General features: G+C 58.9%; 13 protein-coding genes, 2 tRNA genes and 3 riboswitches. Of the genes, 6 read left to right on the plus strand and 9 right to left on the minus strand.

The features are described 5' to 3' along the window. Positions 1 to 30: 30 nt before the first annotated feature. The 3 genes from smrA to G5171_RS08335 form a co-directional block, all read right to left on the minus strand. The gene (gene smrA / locus G5171_RS08325) at positions 31 to 612 is read right to left on the minus strand and encodes a DNA endonuclease SmrA (RefSeq protein ID WP_005338734.1); all 582 of its coding nucleotides are present in this window, start codon (positions 610 to 612) and stop codon (positions 31 to 33) included. Between the two features lie 189 nt (positions 613 to 801). Beyond that, positions 802 to 981, minus strand: coding sequence for a DUF3149 domain-containing protein (locus G5171_RS08330; RefSeq protein ID WP_005338733.1), 180 nt, complete (start codon positions 979 to 981; stop codon positions 802 to 804). Positions 982 to 1,102: 121 nt separating this feature from the next. Next, a complete protein-coding gene (locus G5171_RS08335; protein WP_040068559.1) occupies positions 1,103 to 2,005 on the minus strand; it encodes a TraB/GumN family protein in 903 nt (300 codons plus the stop codon). A gap of 88 nt (positions 2,006 to 2,093) precedes the next feature. Between G5171_RS08335 and G5171_RS08340 the strand changes: the two genes are divergently transcribed. Beyond that, positions 2,094 to 2,426: a DUF1904 family protein gene (locus G5171_RS08340; protein ID WP_139739995.1), complete on the plus strand. Its 333-nt coding sequence runs from the start codon at positions 2,094 to 2,096 to the stop codon at positions 2,424 to 2,426. Positions 2,427 to 2,508: 82 nt separating this feature from the next. Here the strand turns inward: G5171_RS08340 and G5171_RS08345 are convergent, their stop codons facing one another. From G5171_RS08345 to G5171_RS08365, 5 genes are all read right to left on the minus strand, one after another. Continuing rightward, positions 2,509 to 3,336: an SDR family oxidoreductase gene (locus G5171_RS08345; protein ID WP_421251337.1), complete on the minus strand. Its 828-nt coding sequence runs from the start codon at positions 3,334 to 3,336 to the stop codon at positions 2,509 to 2,511. A gap of 140 nt (positions 3,337 to 3,476) precedes the next feature. After that, positions 3,477 to 4,925, minus strand: a complete 1,449-nt coding sequence (locus G5171_RS08350; RefSeq protein WP_005343605.1) for an OprD family outer membrane porin — start codon at positions 4,923 to 4,925, stop codon at positions 3,477 to 3,479. A gap of 500 nt (positions 4,926 to 5,425) precedes the next feature. Beyond that, a complete protein-coding gene (locus tag G5171_RS08355) occupies positions 5,426 to 7,363 on the minus strand; it encodes a methyl-accepting chemotaxis protein (RefSeq protein ID WP_421260036.1) in 1,938 nt (645 codons plus the stop codon). A 106-nt stretch (positions 7,364 to 7,469) separates the two neighbouring features. Further along, on the minus strand, positions 7,470 to 8,354 hold the full coding sequence (locus G5171_RS08360) for a DMT family transporter (protein WP_337073524.1): 885 nt from the start codon (positions 8,352 to 8,354) through the stop codon (positions 7,470 to 7,472). A 205-nt stretch (positions 8,355 to 8,559) separates the two neighbouring features. Then, positions 8,560 to 8,636: transfer RNA gene (locus tag G5171_RS08365), tRNA-Arg, on the minus strand. Between the two features lie 482 nt (positions 8,637 to 9,118). Then, a riboswitch (cyclic di-GMP riboswitch) is annotated at positions 9,119 to 9,206 on the plus strand. Positions 9,207 to 9,304: 98 nt separating this feature from the next. Here G5171_RS08365 and G5171_RS08370 point away from each other — a divergent pair. The 5 genes from G5171_RS08370 (at position 9,305) to G5171_RS08390 (ending at position 21,239) form a co-directional block, all read left to right on the plus strand. Then, the gene (locus tag G5171_RS08370) at positions 9,305 to 11,902 is read left to right on the plus strand and encodes a glycosyl hydrolase family 18 protein (RefSeq protein ID WP_216979362.1); all 2,598 of its coding nucleotides are present in this window, start codon (positions 9,305 to 9,307) and stop codon (positions 11,900 to 11,902) included. A gap of 621 nt (positions 11,903 to 12,523) precedes the next feature. Beyond that, a riboswitch (cyclic di-GMP riboswitch) is annotated at positions 12,524 to 12,611 on the plus strand. Positions 12,612 to 12,710: 99 nt separating this feature from the next. Beyond that, entirely contained in the window at positions 12,711 to 15,323 is a 2,613-nt protein-coding gene (locus G5171_RS08375; protein WP_421260037.1) for a glycosyl hydrolase family 18 protein, read from the plus strand. 73 nt (positions 15,324 to 15,396) lie between these two features. Next, positions 15,397 to 18,378 (plus strand): M66 family metalloprotease, encoded by a 2,982-nt coding sequence (locus G5171_RS08380; RefSeq protein ID WP_337073523.1) that lies wholly within the window; start codon positions 15,397 to 15,399, stop codon positions 18,376 to 18,378. 79 nt (positions 18,379 to 18,457) lie between these two features. Next, positions 18,458 to 20,374: a glycoside hydrolase family 19 protein gene (locus G5171_RS08385; RefSeq protein ID WP_421213548.1), complete on the plus strand. Its 1,917-nt coding sequence runs from the start codon at positions 18,458 to 18,460 to the stop codon at positions 20,372 to 20,374. A 789-nt stretch (positions 20,375 to 21,163) separates the two neighbouring features. Continuing rightward, a tRNA-Ala gene (locus G5171_RS08390) sits at positions 21,164 to 21,239 on the plus strand. 171 nt (positions 21,240 to 21,410) lie between these two features. On the opposite strand, the gene G5171_RS08395 is transcribed toward G5171_RS08390, so the two are convergent. Beyond that, positions 21,411 to 23,594 carry an ExeM/NucH family extracellular endonuclease gene (locus tag G5171_RS08395; protein WP_421260038.1) on the minus strand — a complete coding sequence of 728 codons (2,184 nt, stop codon included), beginning with the start codon at positions 23,592 to 23,594 and terminating at the stop codon, positions 21,411 to 21,413. Positions 23,595 to 23,888: 294 nt separating this feature from the next. Then, positions 23,889 to 23,977, plus strand: a riboswitch (cyclic di-GMP riboswitch). The last annotated feature ends 33 nt before the right edge of the window (positions 23,978 to 24,010 follow it).

Below are 24,010 nucleotides of genomic sequence, written 5' to 3' on the forward strand. Positions count from 1 at the left end.
TGGGCCAAAGGCGTGGTGGCGAGCGGCGGATTAGCCGAGCCGCTTCTGGTGCCGTTCGCGGTTTTCTGCTTTTTTGCGTTCGCTTTTACGCAGCAGCACGTATAGAGCACCGCTGCCGCCGTGGCGACGCTCGGCGCTGTGGATCGCCATGACGGCGGGCAGTTGCGGCAACCAGGCGCTGACATAGCTTTTCAGCAGGGCGCGCGGGGTGCTGCGCTCCCCCTTGCCATGCAGGATAAGCAGGCAGCGGATATCCCGGACTTCACAATCCGCAATGAACTGCACCAGCGTCTGGCGCGCTTCGTTGAGGGTTTTCTGGTGCAAGTCCAGGCTCGCCTGCAGCTCGTATTTGCCGAGCCGCAGCTTCTTGTAGACCCCCTCCTGCACCCCATCACGCTTGAAGCCGACGATTTCGTGCGGATCGCGCATCTCGATGGCCTCCATGGTGAGGTGGTCGAGGGCGAGTTGCTCGGCGGTGGCAGCCTGACGGCGAGCGAGCTGCGCCTCGGTCGGGGCGGATTTGGCCGCATGGGGATGGATATTGTCGCTGCGAATGGGCCGCACGTCGGCCACTTCATTCATGAATAGCGAGAGTTCGTCGTTATGAGACACGGCAGGCTCCCCATAAGAAAAAGTGGGGGCCATTATAACGGCCGCAACCGGCACAGAAAACGGGGAAAGGGGCAGGGGGGATAAGGGAGGGCCGGCATGGACACTGGTGCATCCTGTCCCGGGAATCACAGTCGCGAACCATAAAACAGCACAGGCGGTCAGTGTGAACTGCCGCCTGTGGTCAGAGGATTATTTTCCCTCTTTGGGCTGTTGAGAATGGGGTTGCTGTGAATGAGGCGGTTGCGAGTGCATCACCTTGTAGATGAAGTAGGCCGCGTAAGAGCTGATGAGCAAGAAGGTGCCGATTATCACCAGCATCGACATCAATCCCACGCTGTTGCCAAACATCAGGTCCAGCCAAAAGTCCATTTTATTGCTCCTGTCACCCGGTTGATGACAGGCATGATAAATACCTCTTTGCCCCGTCCGGGATGATCCCGATCAACTCCCTTTCAGGTTGTTTAATAACCAGTTCGTTCTGTGATCGTTCTCACTGGACTCTTTGTTCTTGAGCTTGTGCCGGGCTAGGGGTGGTGAGTGGAGTAATGTGCCACCCCTGCTGCTCCAGCAGCGCCAGCAAACCCTGTTCGCCGTAAAGGTGCAGGGCGCCTACCACGATAAAGCTCTCGTTGGGCAGGGTGGACCATTTCTTCAGCCAGTTGTGGTTGCGCTCGGCCAGCAGGGTCTGCTCCATCCAGCTCTGTAGCGCGGGGGGAGCCATCTCCTCCTTGAGCAGATTGATCAGCGTCGCCTCATCCCCTTGCTGCCACGCCTTCATCACGGCGGCGAAACCTGTCTCCAGCATTGGCAGCTCATCCAGGGTACTGGCAAGCATCAGGGTCTGGTTGTCACCCACGCTGGCCAGATAACCGAGCTGCTCCAGCAGGGTTTCAAAACCCACTACCGGTTTGCCCTCTTTGGCAGCCCGGGTGGCAAAGTGCTGGTCTATCCCGAGCTCACTCTTGAAGTCGGAGCGGGCCATGGCGGCCTGGGTCAGGGTAATGGCGGCAAACCAGGGGCGCAGGGTGGCGAGGGTAGCCTCGTCGATGCCATAGCGGGCGCCCGCCATCAGGGTCCGTTGATAGAGTTCGGCAGGCAGATGATCCTTGAGCGGCTTGCCATCCACCAGTCGGGTGAGGGAGCCGGTCTGTTGCCACTGATCCGGCGTGATGCTGTTCATGTCCACCTCCATCACCAGAGCGCGACTCTGCAGCCAGGCACGCTCCACCGGCTCGGGCAGAGGATAGAGTGAAGGCTTGCCCGCATGGATGGAGCCCAGCAGCCAGTGTTGCTGGTTGCCCTTGCTCACCCGATAGAAGGCGGGATCGGCAAAGGCGTGCAGCGGTAGCAGCAGGCAGAGCAGGAAGGCAAAGAGGGTGCGATGAAATCTCATGGGGATCCTTAATATGCGCCGGGTGACTTCTCTTGCTGACAATAACTCCTATGATAAGTCCTCATTTCAGATAACCAAGAGGTTTGCCATGCCCCATCTTCGTTTTCGCGCCGTGACGCTCGATACCCTGCAACAGGTGAGCGGCCCGCTGCTGGCCGACCTTTGCGAGCTGACCGGCGGCAAGCCGGAGTTTGTCACCATGGAGCGGATTGATAGCTGCTGGATACGCAACGGCGAGCCAGAGGCGGGTTTTCCGTTTGTCGAGCTGCACTGGTTCGAGCGGCCACAAGAGATGCAGGACGCCGCCGCGCGCCTTATCACGCGCCATTTGAAGCAGGTGTTGGGGGAGCAGACTTATGTGGTGGTGCAGGTGATTCCCTTGGTCAAGAGCGCCTACTACAGCAATGGCGAGCACTATTGAAGAGAGGGTAAAACCAGGTTGGTGATGCCGCTATACAGCTAGCCCAATCCGGGCGGCAGGATGTTTGCCGCCCATCACGGGATCAGGCCGATTTGGCCAGCAGTTTGTCGAGCCAGCGAGTGGGCAATACCCTTCGCAAGAAGGCAAACAGCCGGGTTGGAGTGGTCACCGGATAGCGCGCCTTGGGATGGGCGTGGGTCAGCGCATGGAGCAGCGGCGGGATGCAGGCTTCGCTGGAGAGGGTAAAGCCGCTGGTGGCCCCCTCTTTTTCCAGCCGCGTCAGGGTCTGACGGTAGGCCGACTGATGACGGCTCTGGGCCGGATCGATGTGGCGCAAGAAGGCGCTGCGGGCATTGGCACGAAAACGGGTATCGATAGGACCCGGTTCAATCAGGCTGATATGTACCCCGCTGCCCGCCAGTTCGAGGCGCAGGGTGTCACTATAGCCTTCCAGCGCAAATTTGCTGGCGTTGTAGGCGCCGCGATACTTCATGGCAACCAGCCCCAGTACCGAGCTGTTCTGTACTATCCGACCCTCTTTGGCCTCCAGCATCGGCGGCAGCACCTGACGGATCAGATGGTGCCAGCCAAACAGGTTGGTATTGAACTGCTCCCTGAGCGCCTCGGTGGGCAGATCTTCCAGCGCCCCGGGTTGGCCATAAGCGCCGTTGTTGAACAGGCCATAGAGGCGCCCGCCTGCCAGATGGAGCGCCGCACTGGCACCCAGCTCGATGGAAGCAGGGTCCGCCAGATCCAGTTGTACCGCCAGCAATCCCTGTTGTTGCAGACGGGCCACATCTTCCGCCTTGCGCGCCGAGGCGATCACGGTAAAACCGTGCTGCCCGAGCGCCAGTGCGGCAGTGAGGCCAATACCGCTGGAACAACCGGTGATCAGAACAAAACGGGGCATGATGGCGTCCTTGTGACTGTTGACAAAGCGTACTGGCAGGTGAGTGGATAAAACCCTTATCCGGCTCGCATGTTAGCCTGCCAACCGGCAAAAAGAAAACCGGGCCAAGTGGCCCGGTTTGCTGACATCGTCTTGCCTGATTACATGAAGGTAAGCGGCATGATGATGTGGAACTTGACGTCGTGCTCGGAGGCGAAGATGTTGGGGTAATCGGTCCAACCGCCGCCCTGGCTGATGTCGTTGTTGTAGTCGGTGTAGTGCAGTTTGAACAGGGTGCCTTTCAGCTTGCCATCCTGCACGGTATAGGTGACATCGAAGTTGGCTGCCCATTCGGTATCTTCACCGTTGGCTGCTTTCTTGCCTTGACCGGTTTCGATATCCCAACCGTAAGCACCGGATACACCGACGGACCAGCCAGGAGCACCAACCAGATCATCCAGAGAGCGGGTTACACCGAAGAACAGCGCTTTTTCGTTGTTGGCGTTCCAATCGGAGCGGGAATCCCACCAAATTTCGTTGGCGCCCTGGGAGTTGGCGTAGCCACGGGTCAGGCGAGGCAGGTAGTTACCTTCCGCACCTTCAGCCTTGGTCCACAGACCTTCCAGACGGAAGCCGTAAGGGCCCATGCCCCAGGCGGCTGTCAGAGCTTGTTGCCATGCCAGACCGTCATAAGTTTCGATCTGGGAAGCGCCCTTGGTGTAGGTCTCGGTCTCGGAACCGTAGAACTGGTAGCTGGTGGAGAGGCCGCCCAGTACGTCAAACTTGTGAGCCAGTTTGAAGTGGTAGCTATCCATGTAGCCTTCGGACTGACCGAAAGAACCGGTCACAGCAGTGCCATTTTCGAAGGTGTAACGGGCTGCGATACCGTGGATGTAGTCGATGACGTTTTCATCAGCGAACGGATCCATCCACGCTTTGGCACGGGAGAAGACCTGAGTCTCTTTGTACCAGGGGGCCTTGTACTCGTCAGCGATGGCGTAGGTCAGGTAGAGGCCGCCGAAGTTACCTTCGACTTGACCACCACGATAGGTACCCGGCTGATAAGACCAGTTAACACCGATTTGGCCAGGGACATACAGCTGGGTATAACCACCCTTGGCAGTGATGCCGCCGTCCAGGAATTTCAGCTTCATCGCTGCGTTGGAGAGGCTGAAACCACCTTCAGGGGAGCCATCTTTGGCGTTGTTGCCCCAGGTGCGGCCAGCGAAGGAGAATTCGTTCTCCTGGTTGACCGGGTGATTTTCGGTAACGGCCAGGTCATAAGCACCGAAGCCGCCCAGATCCAGACCTACTGTGTCCCAGGCATAACCGGAGTTGAAGTTAAGAGCGGCTTGAACGGTGGCATGGCTCAGGTTGGACTGGTACTTGCCTTCTTTCTTGGCGGCAGTCGGGTCACCATCGATGCGCTGACGATCACGCTGGAAGTAGAACAGACCACCGGTCAGTTTGGAGTCTTTCACGAAGGTTTCATAGGATTGGCCGTAATCCGGACTCATCATATCCTGAGCTGCCAACGCCATACCGGGGGCGACCAGAGCGGCTACCACAGCGGCACTCAAAGCGGCGCGCTTGAAGATCACTTTTTCCATTTTATTGCTCCTGATTTTATGGACTTAGCTTTTTTCCGGCAGTTGGCATCAGGCCTACCGCTCGGTATTGGCATTGCAATCAAAACCCCGAAGGGCAAAAAAATCTTCTCTCGGTTACCTGCAAACCCGGATGTCTTGGCACATCTCGTCGTTGGCAGTCCTGATCATCACATGTTGTTTTTTTGTGTTCCGATTCTTGGCTACCGGACAACTCCAAGAGTACGTTCGCGGTGCGAAATATCAATGAAAAGTTCCCTCAACATTTCAAAAGTATGACCGAGTGCAAATAATCATGGGCAAGGTTGTAAACAGCCTCATGGCAGGTATCACGGTGATGAGAGCGTTTTCTTGAGGCTGTAGCCAGCGCCAGCGCGGGTTTTCATCCGATACGGGTGAAGAGGGGTCAGTTAACCTGCCGGTAACAGATAATTTTGTGCTACAAAAAAACTTTCCCTCTGGTTGAGGGAAAGTGATCTGGTGGGATGCGGCGCGAATAGGGGTCAGCCTTGCTGACCAAGGATCCGGGGGATCTGTTGCGCCTGATGATGGATATGGGATGAGACCTGTACAGAGAGCTGACTCACCTGACGGGCATGCTGATGAATACGGGCGATCAAATCGGCAAAACTGGCCAGCTTGTGTTCCTGACTTTTGGCGTTGTCGGCGCCCTGCAGGGCGATCACTGCGGTGTTGCGGGCGATCTCCCGCACCGCCTGGGTGGTCTGGCGCAGTTGTTCAGCCTGCGCCCGCTGGCGGCTTGACTCGCTGGTGATCCGGTTCAGCACGGCACCAAGCTGTTCACCGGATTGGGTCAGACGTCCCAGAATATCGGTGATCTGGTTGAGGGACTGCTGGGTATTGGCCGAGAGATGGCGCACTTCATCGGCGACCACCGCAAAGCCGCGTCCCTGTTCCCCTGCGCGAGCCGCCTCGATGGCGGCGTTGAGGGCCAGCAAGTTGGTCTGCTGAGCGATATGACCGATCACATCGACAATGGCCGTTACATCGGCAACCGAGCGGGTGAGTGCTTGCAGCGCCTCATCGCTCTCGTCAATCGCCAGTCCGGTCTGATGAGTGGCGTGCAGCATGCTACCCACCAGATCTTCGCTCTGGCTCATCGCCTGTTCGTTATGGTGGGCATGCCGGGCGATGTCGGCGGCGACCTGATGGACCTCTCCGGCCAGCTGGTTCAGCTCATCCATCATCTGGCCGCTCTCGTCGACCACCTGTTCGGTAGTGCGGGTGCTGTGGTGGATCTCGTCAACCTGACTGACCATCCCTTGCAGACTGAGGGATACCGCTGACAGCTGTCCCTCTTTTTGTTGCTGGTCCTGGTGCAGGCGACCGATTAGCCGGTTGTAGCTGGCAACAATATCGGTCAGCTCGTTGCGATCGTGCCCGGCAGGCAACGGCTCGGCCTGCCCCGTCTGATCGAGCTGCAGAAAGGCTCCGCGCAGTCGCAACAAGGGGGCGAGCAGCCAGCGTCGTTGCACCAGCGCAAACAGCAGGGCAACCACCACTAGGCAGAGCGCCAGCGTGCCGATGATGGTGGCCAGCTCCTGATTGACGGCTTGCCGCTCGCGGGCAAGTTGTTCCCCCATCTGTCTGGTCGCTTGCAACATCGCCATGATGTCTTGCTGCACGGTCTGGCGGCCAGCCTGTTGCTGTTGTAGCGCCGTGCGGCTGTTGGCCAGCTCCTGCGGATAGCGGCCCAGCAACGAGCGTAATTCACTGCGCGGTTGATCCCCCAGCTCCTTTCGCACCGGCTCCCCCAGAGTGAACTCATCGGCGGGCGCCTCTTCATACAGACCGAGCAGCGGCAAGGCTTGCAGCGCTTGCGCCTGTTTTTGCAGTGCCTCCAGCTCGAAGCGGATCCCTTCGAGCAGCTTCTCATTGCCTTGCTCCATATAGCTTTGGCGCAAATGGGCGAGGCGCGGCAGGCCCGCCAGGATCTCGGCTGCACCGCGGCGATATTGTTGTGCCGCAGCAGATTGTTCCGTGCTGGCGCCTTGCTCCCCATAGCGGATCAGTGCCATGGCCTGGCTGCCCAGTTCACTCTCCGCATGTTGCAGCAACAGCTGGCTGTTGCCCGAGAGCTTGCCTGCGGCCTGATAGTCGTGAGCGATGCGCTGCGCCATCTGTTCGAGTTGCTGTTTGAGCGGGGCCGCCACGGCATCATCCTGAGCGGCCAGCGAGGAGAGCGCTTGCTGGCGGATCTTCTCTGCCGCGGTCAGTTGCTGCGGATCGCCGCTGTTGAGGTAGTCACGCAGACTGTTTTGCAGGGTAATGGTCACCAGTTGTTGCAGCGTTTCGTGCTGGCGCTGGGCTTGACTGGTACGGGCAAGCTGTTGCCAGCCGTGGTAGAGAGCCAGTGCCTGTCCTCCCGCGACCAGTAGCAGAACCAGGGAGGAGAGGGAGGCGTAGTGGGCGATTTTCACGGGGTTATTCCTGTCAGCGCAGACCATGGGGGAGCATGGCCCGAGCCTAAACAGGGATGATGGCGCTTTTATGACAAGGCGGGTCAAGTGGCCCCATGTTGCCGATTTAACTGGATGAGGAAGCCTGCGCGCTATTACGTTGGCCCAGCATACCGAGCAGGGCGCCGCCCATAATAAGTGCTCCGGCCAGAAGATGGCGCGGGGTGAGCGCTTCACCATTGAGCAACACCAGCAGCAAGGTGCTCAGCAGCGGTGTCAGGTAGGCAAGCGCCCCGATCCGGCGAGGATCGCCGTCTCGCAGTGCAAGATACCAAGTAACGAAGGCCGCCCCCATGGGGCCCAGCGCCAGCCCGATGATGAGGAGCCAGTCACTGGTGGGGAGCTGCGCGAGCGGCAGAGGCCCTTCGAGCAGACGGGCAAGCAGCAGCGCCAGCAAACCTGCGGGCAGGCAGGCTGCCGCAGTGACAACGGCGGGGGCTGGCGGCAGACGGCGTGATAATACCGAGTAGGCTCCCCAGACGACTGCCGCGCCCAGTGCCAGCAGGTATCCCGGCAGATAGGCCTGCTGCAGTTGCAGCTCGCCATTGACCATCACCAGCATGGAGCCCGCGAGACCAAAGGCGCCAGCCAGCAGGTGACGGGCATGGAGTGGATGGCCTGGCAACAACAGCGGGGTGAACAGAATGATGCAGAGCGGCCAGAGGTAGTTGATGAGGTTTGCTTCCAGCACCGGGGCATGACGAAAGCTCATAAAGAGCAGCAGATGGTAGAGCAGCAATGCCGCAACCGTCACCAGCCAGGTAATCGGACGAGCACGCCATTGGCGCCAGAACGGCAAGGCCCCGACCCCGCAGAAAAACAGCACCAGCCCGACCAGTACCAGCGGTGACACGCTGGTGACTCGTGACGTCAGCGCCGCCAGCGAGGCCCACAGCACAATGGTCAGCAAGGCAAAACCGGTGGATCTATCCCACCAGGAACAACCGGACATCCAACACTCCTTTGCAAGATGAAGCAGCTGGCTTTGCTCGAAGGCTCAGCCAAAGAGAAGCAGTCTATCAGAGAGAGGGCATATGCCGAATGCCGTACGAATACAGTTGCTTGTGACTCGGTGAAAATTTTGATGGCGCAAGCAGAGTGCTGCTAGACGCTGTCCCCATCGTCAACGAGATGAGTGAATGCGAAAGGGGGATTGGTGGCGTCCCAGGCAGGATTCGAACCTGCGACCTCGCCCTTAGGAGGGGCGCGCGCTATCCAGCTGTGCCACTGGGACGTGCGCGCATTATATAAAAATGCCAATAAAAATAAACAACTGCGTATGTCTGTCTATCCAGTTGCTTACATTATGACCGGATTGTGTGTTTGTTATCTCGGCAGGTCAGATAAACAAATTCGTTGAGTCTGGATCACCAAGGATGGCAGGAGGGAGGTGATGGTGTGGGCGGGGTTTGATTTTTTATGCAATTAATTAACTTTAAATTTTGCTGCAGCAGTTCGGGCGGGACTATCTCTTGTTGTGCTCTGCTATCAGATGTTGATCTTTTTCTTATTTATCTGTGCTCGATTTAAAAGGGTTTATTTATCAATTATTTATTTGCTTTTTTCGACTGAGTTTTCCCTTCTATTTTAAAGGTGACGCATGATGCAGCGACCAAGCGGCAGGTATGGCTAGCAGGGGAGGATAATAGTCTTGTTTGCGTAGTTATATAAATTGCCATAGAGTTAATTTGCGATTAGTTATCGCCGAAAATAAAGTTGTGACAAGGGCAAACCGATTGAAAAGTCGGGACGCAAAGCCTCCGGTCTAAAGGCGCTGTTGATCTGGGATAGCGGGGCCACCACAGTGTTATGTTGACTGCCTTTGCCAAGGGGTAGTCGTGTTTGTGCTGTCTGTCGTGTTGTGTCGCCCTTTCGTTTGTCCATAACGTAAAGGAAAACAATATGCTAAGTCCAAAACCCACATTGCTGGCCATGATGGTCGGCTCCCTGCTTGCCTCATCCGGCGTTTATGCGGCCGCTCCGAGCAAACCCACCATCGGCTGGGGTCCCACCAAATTTGCCATTGTGGAAGTCGATCAGGCGGCAACCTCTTACAACAATCTGGTCAAGGTGAAGGATGCCGCCGATGTGGAGGTGAACTGGAACCTCTGGAGCGGCGATCTGGGCCAGAGTGCCAAGGTATTGCTCAATGGTCAGGAGGTGTGGTCCGGCCCCTCCACCGCAGCGGGCAGCGCCAAATTCAAGGTGAAGAAAGGGGGGCGCTACCAGATGCAGGTGGCGCTGTGCAACGCCGATGGCTGTACCCTCTCTGATGCCAAGGAGATCGTGGTCGCCGATACCGATGGCAGCCATCTGGCGCCACTCAAGGCTCCGCTGCAGGAGAACAACAAGCCCTACGCCAACAAGTCCGGCAAGGTTGTAGGGACTTACTATGTGGAGTGGGGAGTCTATGGCCGCAAGTTCACAGTGGACAAGATCCCGGCCCAGAACCTGACCCATATCCTCTATGGTTTCACCCCCATCTGCGGTGGGGATGGCCTCAACGACAGCCTCAAGGAGATCGAAGGGAGCTTCCAGGCACTGCAACGGGCGTGTGCCGGCCGGGCCGACTTCAAGGTGGCGATGCACGATCCTTGGGCCGCCATCCAGATGCCGCAAGGCAACCTCACCGCCCATGATGAGCCCTACAAGGGCAACTTTGGCGCCCTGATGGCGCTCAAGCAGGCCTATCCGAATCTCAAGATCCTCCCCTCGGTCGGTGGCTGGACCCTCTCCGATCCCTTCTACTTCCTCGGTGACAAAACCAAGCGCGATGTGTTTGTCGGCTCGGTGAAAGAGTTCCTGCAGACCTGGAAGTTCTTCGACGGTGTGGATATCGACTGGGAGTACCCGGGCGGACAGGGTGCCAACCCGAAACTGGGCAGCCCGAGTGATGGTGCCACCTACGTGGCCCTGATGAAGGAGCTGCGGGCCATGCTCGACGAGCTGGAGGCCGAGACTGGTCGCCAGTATGAGCTAACTTCCGCCATTGGAGCGGGGGGCGACAAGATCCAGGATGTGGACTACAAGGCGGCCCAGCCCTACATGGACCACATTTTCATGATGACCTACGACTACAACGGCGCATGGAGCAACACCGAACTGGGTCACCAGACCAACCTCTATGCAGCGAGCTGGGACCCCGATACCAAGTACACCACCGACAAGGCGGTCAATCAGCTGCTGGCGCAGGGGGTTGACCCCGGCAAGCTGGTGGTCGGTGCCGCCATGTATGGCCGTGGCTGGACTGGCGTGAGCGGCTATCAGGGCAACAACCCCTTCACCGGCAAGGCGACCGGCAAGGTGAAAGGCACCTGGGAGGACGGGGTGGTGGATTACCGCGACATCGTCAACAACCGGATGGGGGCTGGCTGGGAGAAGGGCTACGACGAGGTGGCCGAGGCGCCCTATCTGTTCAAGGCGGCGACCGGCGATCTCATCACCTATGACAACGAGCGCTCGGTCAAGGCCAAGGGGCAGTATGTGCTGGCCAACAAGCTCGGTGGCCTCTTCTCCTGGGAGATCGATGCCGACAACGGCGACATCCTCAACGCCATGCATGAAGGGCTGGGCCATGGCGAGGGGACGACTCCACCTACCAACAAGCCGCCGCTGGCCAACGCGGGCAGTGACCTCAAGGTGACCGGCCCGACCGAGGTGACGCTGGATGGTTCAGCCTCCCACGATCCGGAAAACAGCGCCCTCACCTATAGCTGGAAGCAGATCTCCGGGCCGCAGGCTGCCCTGCTCGATGCCACTCAGGCCAAGGCCCGTGTTGTACTCGATGCCGTGTCCGCCGACATCAATCTGGTGTTCGAGCTGACGGTGACCGATGATCAGCAGTTGAGTGCCAAGGATCAGGTGGTGGTGACCAACAAGGCGCCGCAGGCCAATCTGGCGCCTGTGGTGAGTCTACCTGCCACGGCCTCTGTGGAGGCGGGCAAGCAGGTGACCATCAAGGCGACCGCCTCCGATCCGAACGGTGATCCACTCACTTATCAGTGGAGTGTGCCGGCAGGCATCACCGCAACGGGTCAGAGCAGCGCCACCCTGGTGGTGACTGGCCCGAGCGTCACCAGCGACACCGGCTATGACCTGAGCGTCACCGTCTCCGACGGCGGACTGGATGCCAGTGCGGCAACCCGTCTGACGGTCAAGCCGGCCAGCAGCAGCGGTGGTTGCACGGCGACCGATCCGGATGCGGTCAATTGGCCAGTCTGGAAAGCGGCAAGCACCTATAACAGCGGCGACAAGGTGAGCCATAACCAACTGGTGTGGCAGGCCAAGTACTGGACCCAGGGCAACGAGCCTAGCCGCACCGCGGATCAGTGGTTGCTGGTGAGCAAGGTGCAACTGGGTTGGGATACCAATGTGGCCTACAACGGTGGCGAGCTCACCACCCATAACGGTCGTCAGTGGAAGGCGCAGTACTGGACCAAGGGCAATGAGCCCGGCAAACACGACGTCTGGCAGGATGTGGGAGCCGCCAGTTGTAAATAAGCATTGAATGGTGGCGGGGCATGCCAGTCATGCCCCGTTTTTTCTCCCCGCTTCGCCACATTCTGGCGGGTCTGCCAACCGGTTTCCCCACCCAGATTCTCTTTTGTGCCTGCAAAGCAGCCCTTCCGGGCTAGTGATTAATGCTCTCCCCGATAGCTGGCATCTGTGCCGCACGTTGCCCTTTGCCAGCCATTGAGGCTGTTAATAAGCCAGACCATTCCGGCCAGTGGCAAGGCATAAATCGTCAAACGAACAAATTTGTCGTATCTGGATAACCGGGTGCGTGAGGGCAATTCGCTGGGCATGAAGACACCTGCTGGCCATGCAAAGCGGCGATTATAAATTCATTAGTTGCGATACAGATGGGTCTTTTGTCGCATATTGTTCTTACTCATTGATTTTTCTCAATTTGGTGTGATGCAGATCAAAAAAATGGTGTGAGGTATCTGGTTGGAGGTGATGAGATTAGGTCTGCATATCCGGCTGTTTTTTTAAACATTAATTTCTTGAAAGTGGGTAATTGTCGGGGTTGGTAACTGGTGGGCTGGCAATGGTCCGATTTGCTTACTTATCAGAATTACCCTACAGTCAATCGGCGATTATTTATCGCCAGAAATAACGTTGTGACAAGGGCAAACCGATTGAAAAGTCGGGACGCAAAGCTTCCGGTCTAAGGGTCAAGACGACCTAGGATAGCGGGGCCACCACAGTAGTATGCAGGCTGCCTTTGCCAAGGGGTGGCCGTTTTTGTGTCACCTGTCGTGTTGCGTTGCCCTTTCGTTTTTCCAATAACGAAAAGGAAAGCAATATGCTAAGTCCAAAACCTTCACTGCTGGCTATGATGGTCGGCACCCTGCTCGCCTCCTCCGCCGCTTATGCGGCAGCTCCCGGCAAACCCGCCATCGGTTGGGGCCCCACCAAGTTTGCCATCGTCGAAGTCAACCAGTCCGCGACCGCTTATAACGAGCTGGTCAAGGTGAAGGATGGCGCCGATGTGACCGTCACCTGGAATCTCTGGAACGGCGATATCGGCCAGAGTGCCAAGGTGCTTCTGGATGGCAAGGAAGTCTGGTCCGGTCCCTCTTCCGCCGCGGGTACCGCCACCTTCAAGGTGCACAAGGGGGGCCGCTATCAGATGCAGGTCGCGCTGTGCAACGGCGATGGCTGCACCCTGTCTGATGCCAAGGAGATCGTGGTCGCCGATACTGATGGCAGCCACCTCGCACCGCTCAAGCCAGCCCTGCAGGAGCACAACAAGCCTTACGTCAACAAATCCGGCAAGGTGGTCGGCACCTACTATGTGGAGTGGGGGGTCTATGATCGCAACTTCACCGTGGACAAGCTGCCAGCCCAGAACCTGACCCATATCCTCTATGGCTTCACCCCGATCTGTGGCGGTGATGGCCTCAACGACAGCCTCAAAGAGATTGCCGGCAGCTTCCAGGCGCTGCAACGTGCCTGTGCCGGGCGCAAGGATTTCCAGGTCGCCATTCACGATCCCTGGGCTGCGCTGCAAAAAGGGCAGGGGTCACTGGTCGCCTGGGATGAGCCCTACAAGGGTAACTTCGGCAATCTGATGGCTCTCAAGCAGGCTTATCCGGACCTGAAGATCCTCCCCTCCGTCGGTGGCTGGACCCTTTCCGACCCCTTCTTCTTCATGCATGACAAGGCCAAGCGTGACGTGTTCGTCGCCTCGGTCAAGGAGTTCCTGCAGACCTGGAAGTTCTTCGACGGTGTCGATATCGACTATGAGTTCCCGGGCGGCGACGGTGCCAACCCCAATCTGGGGGACAAGACCAAAGATGGTGAAACCTATGTGCTGATCATGAAGGATCTGCGCGCCATGCTCGACGAGCTGGAGGCCGAGACCGGTCGCACCTATCAGCTCACCTCCGCCATCGGTGCCGGTTACGACAAGATTGAGGATGTGGATTACAAGGCTGCCCAGCAGTACATGGACCACCTCTTCGTGATGAGTTACGACTACAACGGTGCCTGGAGCAATACCTCCCTGGGTCATCAGGCCAACCTCTATCAGGCTACCAACGGCTCGGCCAACAAGCGCTACAACACTGATGCAGCGGTGCAGCAACTGCTAGCGCAGGGGGTCGACTCCGGGAAGCTGGTGATCGGTGCCGCCGCCTACGGTCGCGGCTGGAAAGGGGTGAGCGGCTATCAGGGCAACGATCCTTTCACCGGCACCGCCACCGGAAAGATCAAGGGCACCTGGGAAGATGGCGTGCTGGATTATCGCCACATCGTTAACAGCCATATGGGCGCAGGCTGGGAGTACAACTACGACGAGACTGCCGAAGCGGCGACCCTGTTCAAGCCCTCCACCGGCGAGCTGATCACCTATGACGACGAGCGCTCGGTCAAGGCGAAAGGCCAATACGTGCTGGCCAACAAGCTGGGCGGGCTCTTCTCCTGGGAGATCGATGCCGACAATGGCGACATCCTCAACGCCATGCATGAAGGTCTCGGTCACGGCGAAGGGGTCACTCCGCCAGCCAACAAGCCGCCGGTTGCCAATGCGGGCAGCGATCTGAGTGTCACCGGCCCGACCGAGGTGACGTTGAACGGCTCCGCGTCTCACGACCCGGAAAATGGCACCCTCACCTATAGCTGGAAGCAGGTCTCCGGCCCGCAGGCCGCTCTACTTGATGCCACTCAGGCCAAGGCCCGGGTTGTACTCGATGCAGTGTCCGCCGACATCAATCTGGTGTTCGAGCTGACGGTGACCGATGACCATCAACTGACCGCCAGGGATCAGGTGGTGGTGACCAACAAGGCGCCGCAGCCCAACCTGCCTCCGGTGGTGACTTTGCCTGCCAGCGTCAAGGTGGAAGAGGGCAAGCAGGTGACCATCACTGCCAAGGCATCCGACCCCAACGACGACGAGCTGATCTATCAATGGCAAGTGCCTGCCGGTATCACGGCGACCGGCCAGAACAGCGCCACCCTGGTGGTCACCGGCCCGGCGGTGGATGTTGAAACCGGTTATGACCTCTCTGTGACCGTCTCCGATGGCGCACTCGATGCCAACGCGGCCACCCGTCTCACCGTCACGCCAGTCAACGAAGGCGGTGAGGGGGGCTCTTGCAACACCACCGACCCGGAAGCGGCCAACGTTCCCGCATGGCAGGCCAGCAAGGTCTACAACGGCGGTGACAAGGTGAGCCACAACCAGCTGGTATGGCAGGCCAAGTACTGGACTCAGGGTAATGAGCCGAGCCGCGCCGCCGATCAGTGGGCGCTGGTGAGTCAGGTTGATCTGGGTTGGAACGCTGCCGTTGCCTACAACGGCGGGGATCTCACCAACCACAACGGCCGTCAGTGGAAGGCCAAGTGGTGGACTCAGGGCAATGAGCCGGGCAAGCACGATGTCTGGCTGGATATCGGGGCAGCAAGCTGTAACTGAGGCCTCCTCACCGATGACGGGGCATGGCGACATGCCCCTCATTCCCGGTAGCAATATGAACGAGAACCCGACAATGACCACAAATGTGACCCGAATCGCTGCCCTCATCATGGCAACCCTGGCGGCTGGCCCCCTGTCTGCCACCACCTCGCCCCTGATATTCAATGACACGACCCCGCAAAGCGATCTGGCGGGTAGCCTGGGTGCCAGCGTGCAGTTTGCCCAGAGCCAGATCCTGCCTTCCCATCCCAAGGAGGGGGATCGCCAACCCATCCTGACCAGCCTGCGCAAGAGCCTGCTGCTGGTGCAACCGCTCCAGGCCAACGGGGTGACCCCCATGACGGTGGAGGTCCGTGACGGCAGCGGCAAGCTGCTTGGCACCCTGACCTTGTCACCGCCATCGGCGCTGCCCGAGACGGTCTACCATCTCGCGGGGGTTCCCGAAGGCGGAGTGAGCTTCGTCCCGGAGAGCGGCAGCACTGCCATCATCAGCAGCAGTGCTGATTTGGCCAAACTGAGCGACAAGAGCGGCGCCTTCCTCAAGGAGCGGCTGACTGGGCGTGCGCTGGTGGAGATCCAGACCGCCGACGGCCGCTGGGTTCGGGATATCTACCTGCCCGTGAGCCCGGAGCTGGAGGGCAAGATGGTGCGGATCCGCTCCAGCGCTGGTTATAACTCGACTGCTTTCTATGGCGAGCGACAGGTGACCGTCTCCCGTGGCCAGACCCTGCAGTTCAAGTTTGCCAAGGGGCAGTGGTTCCGTGAGGGGGAGCTGGAGAACAACCGCATCACCTATGCCCCGGATACCTGGAGTGGCGAGCTGCCCGCAGAGTGGATCCTGCCCGGACTGAACCTCTCCGTTCGTCAGGGCAATCTCAGTGGTGAACTGCGTGACATCAAGGTCGGCGCCCCCGGCGAGCTGCTGTTGCACACCATTGACATCGGCATGCTCACCACACCACGGGAGCGCTTTGCCTTTGCCAATGACAAGGAGGCCCATCGCGAATACTTCCAGACCATTCCGGCCAGCCGGATGATTGTCAGTCAGTATGCACCGCTCTCCCTGCCTGAGGTGATGCTGCCCAACGGCACATTGCTGACCGACTTTGACCCGAGCGAGGGGGGTTGGCATGGCGGCACCATGCGCCAGCGCATCGGCAAGGAGCTTATCTCCCACGGTATCGACAATGCCAACTACGGCATCAACAGCAGTGCCGGTGAAGGGGAGGGGAGCCATCCCTTTGTGGTGGCCCAGCTGACGGCGCACAACAGCCGCGGCAAATATGCCAATGGGGTTCAGGTGCACGGTGGGTCAGGTGGCGGTGGCATCGTCACACTGGATGATTCGCTGGGCAACGAGTTCAGCCACGAAGTGGGCCATAACTTCGGCCTTGGCCACTATGTGGATGGCTTCCGTGGCTCGGTTCATCGCAGTGCCGATCAGCTCAACTCCAGCTGGGGCTGGGACAGTGACAAACACCGTTTCATCCCCAACTTCTCGCCGACCCGCACCAATGAGGATGCCTGTCTGGATGGCCAGTGCCAGCCACCGTTCGATGGCCGCAAGTTTGGCTACGATGCGATGGCGGGCGGCAGCCCCCTCTCTGGCGCCAACCGTTTCACCCTCTATACCCCCAATTCGGCCGCCATCATCCAGCGCTTCCTGGAGAGCAAGGCGGTGTTCGATGCCAACTCGGCCACCGGCTTTAGCAAGTGGAACAGTGCGACGGCCAGGATGGAGCCCTATCAGCACACAATCGAGGGGATCGAGAAGGTCGATGCCCCCATGGATGCCCTGAGCGAGGCCGGACTGAGTGCCCTGCTGGCGGATTACGGCTTGGTCAGGGTCGCCATGTGGGACGGTCGCTGGACTCGTGATATCCGGGTGCCGATTGCCTCTGCGGACAACCGTGGGCGCAGTCTGACCATCGATCACGGGGCCGGTTACAACAGTCGCCTCTTTATTAACGGCAAGGAAATTGTGGTGAACCGGGGCTTCAAGAAGAGCTTCACCTCGGATGGCCAGAGCTGGGTGGAGGTCTCCCCCATCGATACCAAGGTTGCGCGCAAGCCCGAGCAGTTCGGCGTGCCGGTGACCACCCTGGTAGGCTATTACGATCCGCAAGGAGCCCTGCGCAGCTACATCTATCCGGCTCTGCACGGCGCTTACGGCTTCACCTATCCGGATGACAGCAACACCCTGTCCGGCAATGACTGCCAGTTGCAGGTGGAGACCCGCGATGGTCTGCAGCGCTTCAGGCTGGCCAATCACAGAGCATCCAGCAGTGTCATGAACAAGTTCCACATCAACCTGCCCACCGCCAGCGAGCCCGGTCGCGCCACTATCCAGTGCCGTGGCCAGACACTGGTACAGCAGAGCTTGTTGCCACCGCAGCAGACACTCTCCTTTACCGTCAACGGGCGGCCGCTGGAGCAGGGCGTGGTTGAGAACCAGCCTCCGGTAGTGACCGTACCGGCGCAGCTTGGCAGCGTCGGCGGTGAGTGGCTGACCATCACTGCCGAGGCGAGCGATCCCGAGGGCGATGCGCTCAGCTACCGCTGGCACTTCCCGACGGGCTGGCAGGTAGAAGGCGAGACCAGTGCCAGCCTGCGTCTGCTACCGCCGGCTGTCACCACTAGTGAGCAGCATGAGCTGAGTGTGAGCGTCTCGGACGGGGTACATCAGAGCGAAGGGCGCGTCGTGCTGACGCTGGCGCCCGTGGTCGACGGCTCTTGCAACACCACAGATCCGGAAGCGGCCAACGTTCCCGCATGGCAGGCCAGCAAGGTCTACAACGGCGGTGACAAGGTGAGCCACAACCAGCTGGTATGGCGTGCCAAGTATTGGACTCAGGGCAATGAACCGGGCCGCGCCGCCGATCAGTGGGCGCTGGCGAGTCAGGTTGAGCTGGGCTGGAGCGCGACCGTTGCCTACAACGGCGGGGAGCTGACCAACCACAACGGCCGTCAGTGGAAGGCCAAGTGGTGGACTCAAGGCAACGAGCCGGGCAAGCACGATGTCTGGCTGGATGTCGGGGCGGCAAGCTGCCCTTAGGTTGAGTCCATGATGAAGATGGCGGAGCCTGTTCAGGCGGGTTCTGCCTTTTGCCACAAAACCATAGAGAGCAACAATAATGAAAAAAAACCGCATCACCCTTCTGCTTGCCAGCATGATGCTGAGCGGCCACCTGTGGGCGGCCGAGGCATACGACATCAACAAATCCTATCCGGGCGGCAGCCAGGTCAATTACAACGGCCAGGTTTTTGAGGCCAAGTGGTGGGTCAACCCGGGGCAGACTCCGGGCATGGCGGCCGCCAATGAGTGGGATACCCCGTGGAAGCTTGTTGGCGAAGGGGAAGTGACCCCGCCGGATACCGGCGGCGATGACAAGCCCAATCCGCCGACGCCAACCCCGCCGGATGGCAGCACCACCCCCGTCTATATGAGCCAGGCCGAGCTGGATGCCAAAGAGAAGGCGCTGACCGACTTCCCGGCGATGGAAGCGGTCAAGGCTTCCATCGCTACCCGTGACAATCTGGTGGTCGAGGCGGTGCAGCCGGGCCGTGCCGACAACCCGGGCAACGTCAAGCGGGTCGAAAGCCTGCTGAGCGAGGGTCAGTTCAACTACCTCTTCCCGCTGCGCGCCCCCGAGTACACCTATCGCGGCCTGTTGCAGGCGGCGGCCAAGTTCCCAGCCCTGTGCAGCGACTACAGTGATGGCCGCGATGCCGATGCTATCTGCCGCAAGACGTTGGCAACCATGTTCGCCCACTTCGCCCAGGAGACAGGCGGCCATGAAAACTGGCGCCCGGAGGCCGAGTGGCGTCAGGCGCTGGTCTATGTACGCGAGATGGGATGGAATGAGACCATGCGCGGCGGTTACAACGCCGAGTGCCGTTCCGATGTGTGGCAGGGTCAGCAGTGGCCGTGCGGTACGTTCGACAATGGCGAGTTCAAGAGCTACTTTGGTCGCGGCGCCAAACAGCTCTCCTACAACTACAACTACGGCCCCTTCTCCGAGGCGATGTTCGGCACGGTGCGCACCCTGCTCGACCGCCCCGATCTGGTGGCCGACACCTGGCTGAACCTCGCCAGTGCGGTGTTCTTCTATACCTATCCGCAGCCGCCCAAGCCCTCCATGCTCCATGTCATCGATGGCACCTGGCAGCCGAATGACCATGACAAGCAGAACGGTCTGGTGCCGGGCTTCGGGGTCACTACCCAGATCATCAACGGTGGGGTGGAGTGCGGCGGTCCGGTCGAGCACGCCCAGTCCCAGAATCGCATCAACTACTACCGCGAGTTTGCCAACTACCTCGGAGTGGCGGTGCCATCCGACGAAGTGCTGGGTTGCAAGAATATGAAGGTGTTTGACGACAAGGGCGCCGGTGCCTTGCCCATCTATTGGGAGCAGGACTGGAGCTATGTGGCAGAGAACCCCAACGGCGGCAAGAGCTATGCGTGCAAGCTGGTGGGCTACCAGACCCGCTTCAGCGCCTTCAAGGCAGGGGATTACAGCCGCTGCGTTCAGCACTTCTATCCGGAGGTGGTGATCGAGGATAACGGCGGTGGCACCAACCTGCCACCGGTGGCCAATATCACCGGCCCGGCGCAGGCCGAAGGTGGCAGCAAGGTAACGCTCTCTGGTCAGCACTCCAGCGATCCGGAAGGCAAGCCGCTCTCCTATGCCTGGACTATTCCGGCTGGTGCTTCAGCCCCGGCACTGGATCAGGTGACGCTGGAGTTGACTCTGCCCAAGCCGGCCAGCGATACCAAGCTGGAGCTCAAACTGACGGTCACAGATGAAGGTAATCTGAGCCGCAGCACCACCCATAGCCTGCTGGTGAAAGGAGAGGAGGGGGGCGTAACGCCGCCTGACTATCCGGCCTATAAAGAGGGGACTCCCTACAAGGCAGGCGAGCGGGTCAGCAATGGCGGTGCCAGCTACGAGTGCAAACCGCACCCCTATACTGGCTGGTGTGCCGGTGCCGCCTGGGCCTATGAGCCGGGCAAGGGTACGGCCTGGGCCGATGCCTGGATCAAGCTCTGAGCCGTTTCAGGGTTACAAGGCTTGCCGACAAGCCAGCGCACTATCTGGTGCAATGACAATCCGGAGCAATAAAAGATGGGGCCTGCGGGCCCCATTCTTGTTTGGTGGAGTTCAGGTTTGGCCGTGGAACATCTGGCCCGGACAGGACAGCGCCTCGAGAGGGCTGTGTGATGATGTGTGTTGTTTTTTTATTACATTTTTCGTGAAAGGCTTTCAGCAATTATTTGCCGTAGCGGAAGTAGTATTCACGGGTGGAGGGGGCATAGGCATCTTTCTCTACAACGCCGTTCTTGGTGGTTGCACCGCGCAGGTGGAACAGGACTGCCAGATTCTCAAACATGGTTTACCTCATCGCTCTGTCATTTATGGTTATGGTGTGTGACCTGGGTCACGGTTTGATCCTATGGTCATTTGTGAGCCAGATCAACTTTCTGTGTTGTAAATTTACAAAAATCATGGAAAGGGTTTTCATATGCAATGCCCTTTATGGAAAGGCTTTCCCGAGGTGACGGGGGAGAAGCTGATTACCAGCCAGCATAGAGAGGTCTGAGAGCGGGAGCGTTGCACGGGGAAAGAGGCTTGCTGCACGGCCTCTCCTTTATAGGTGCTTGAGCCGATTTGTGACATAAAACAGAGAGATAGCACGCGTCTTGCTGGTAAAAACAGCGAACTGCTGCAATTTTGACTAAACGAATCAGTCGTGGTTATTTTAGGGTTGACAGCAAAGCGGGTGATGCCTATCATGCGCCTCCGTTGCCGGAGATAACTTCGTCAGCGCCGAGGTGAGTTGGGGTTATAGCTCAGCTGGGAGAGCGCTTGCATGGCATGCAAGAGGTCCGCGGTTCGATCCCGCGTAGCTCCACCAAATTCTTGTTACAAGAAGCAAAAAGGCCACCGCATCGCGGTGGCCTTTTTGTTTTCTCTATCATTTATTTTCTCCATACGTCCGCGTCTTTCATTTGTAAATCCAATGACCTGAATGAAAAAGCCCGCGAGACTCGCGAGCTTTGCTTGCACTATTCAGATACGCCAGTGGTTAACGGCGACGTCGCCAGGCCAGTGGCAACAGGGCCAGCAGGCCGAGTCCCAGTGCACCACCGCCTGAGGAGGTGTCCGGTTTGGTGGCATCGCTCTCCAGTCTCAGGTCGACGATGATGGGATCATGGTCGGAGGCACTGAAGGGGTTGTCAGACTTGAGCAGGGAGCCGGTGTACTGGCTGCCGTATTCGAACAGGGAGCTCTCGAAGGAGTTGATGTGCCAGTCGGCGACACCTGCCACCTTGCTGGCCAGCGCCGGGTTGGCGAGGGCGTAGTCCAGGGTGCCCAGCTCCCCGTCGTAGCTGTAGGAGATGGCTTTCTCCTTGTTGAATTTGACGTTGAGATCGATCAGGCCGTAGCTGCGAGTCACTTCGCGACCGAGCTGTTCATAGGACTGCTCACCGATAAAGGTGTGGGAGGCCGATACGATCTTCCGCTCGCTGGTGGCCGGGTTGTAGTCGGTCAGTACCCGGATCGGATCTTCCTTGGCGTAGGAGTTGAAGTCGCCCACCAGCAGCACCTGGCCCGGCAGTTTGCTGACCGCTTTACCCAGCACCTTGGCGGCAGAGACTCGGAACTCGGTGCACTTGCCCTGCAGATCGGCCGGTTCTGTCTTGCCATCGCCATTTTCGTAGCAGCCTGACCCCTTGGATTTGAGGTGGTTGACCACCAGCGTCAGCGGCTCCTTGCTCTTGGCGAGGGTGAAGGTCTGAACCAGCGAGTCGCGCTGACCGGCTGTCTTGGCCACACCACCAGTGGTGTAGCGCTGCTCCGGCAGCTTGATGACGCTGGCATCTCCGCTGGGGGTGAGCAGGGCAGGACGGTAGATCATCGCCACCATGATGGCGTCACCGCCGAAGAACTTGCCATCGGTAAGGGCACTGACCGGCAGACGTACATAGGCGTAGTGTTTGCTCGCATCCTTCTGCTGTTCGTTGAGGCGGGTCACCAGATTGTGGAGGGCCGAGTTATCCTCGAAGCCGTTGTTCTCCATCTCCATCAGGCCGAGCAGATCGGCATCCATTGCTGTAATGGCATTGACGATCTTGGTGCGCTGTTTCTCGAACTCGGGCTGGCTCTTGGCACCCCGGTTGCAACCTTTGGTGCTGTCGGCATCCGCCTGATCCTTGCACAGGATATTAAGTGCACCGCCGATGCTGGAGTGACTAGTGAAGTAGTTGAGCACGTTGAAGCTGCCGATCCGCAGATCGCTGCCAGAGAGGCGAGCCGGTGCGTCTTGACGATCCTCTTCAGGGCTGCGCAGCAGGGCACCGGCAGTCAGGGTGACATCGCTCGGTACCACCAGACGGAAGGCATCCTTGTTGTAGACGATCACCCCTTCCAGCCCGGTCAGTTGATCACCGATACGCAGATAGCCCTGATCGGCATCCCAGCCCGAGAACCAGGGCAGTACGCCATCCGGCGCTTTGTAATCAGACTCGACCACCAGACGGTTGCTGCCATTTTTGGCAGCCAGAGCGACCGCTTCCGGACTGCTGGCAACATGGATCTGGGTCGGCTTGAGCAGCGGCGCCTTGTGTGAGAGTTCGACGTTGTTGCGATAAACCTTGTAGTCGAAACCGTAGTTGCGGGTCAGATGGAGATCGCTGCTGCTGTTGAGCCGTACCCGCATCCCTTCGTGGCGATTGAGCGCCTGTGCCAGCGTCTCTCCTTCATTGACCTGCAATATGCTGGTCGGCACATTCAGCCCTTGTGCTGTGACCTGCAGGCGGGCTTTGCTGGATTCGAAGGTAGGCTTGAGCTGGGTGCCGCCGTAATACTCCTCGACTTTGGCTTCGAGGCAGAGTTCTGCCCCCGGTTTGATGTCGGCATAGTTAGTCGCAAACTCCTTGTCGTTCAGATAGACAAAGATGCCATCGGAGGTCTCCGGATTACCATCACCCACCGGGTCTGTCAGATAGAAACCCTTGGTCAGACTTTGGCCCAGCGCCGTCACGATACCGCGAACATTGAAGGTCCCGGGGCTTATTTTGCCGGTTACATTACCGTTTTTGTCGGTCACCGTGTCGGTCGCGAACTGGCTACCTGAGCCAGTTCCCTGAATGGTCGGGATCGGGGTGAGTTGCGCCGGATCGGTGGGACAGACGAAGGCGGCATGGGCGCCGGGTGCAGCGAGGGCCAGCCCCACAGCCAGAGACAGTAGGGTGCGAGTACCTTTCATAGGTGTTCCTTTTTTATTTTTGCCAGTGTTTCCATAGCCTTGGTCGCTGACCAAGGGCGCGCATTGTCACATTTTCGGCATATCGTACCAGTGAGCCAACGCACATTACCGGGATACAAATGAGCGCAATTCGGCGTTTTTTGACTTGGCTAACACTCTGAAATTACTGATGAAAAACTTACCAATGGGCGTGGTGGGAAATGTGATCCCGCTGGCAACCACATATTTTTCTTCGAGAATGAAGATTGAGACACTGCGGGTTGATTCCTATACTCGACTTGTTCCTCACGGAACCCAGGTAAAGGGCAAACCGGTCGAAATGCCGGGACGCAAAACCTCCGGTCTGCCGATCAGACGATGATCCAGATAGCGGGGTTTCCCCGGGTGAAGAGGCTGTGTGCGGCGAGTCCATGGCC

This window comes from Aeromonas sp. 600774 (assembly GCF_049175075.1).
Taxonomy (GTDB): Bacteria; Pseudomonadota; Gammaproteobacteria; order Enterobacterales; family Aeromonadaceae; genus Aeromonas; species Aeromonas veronii_A.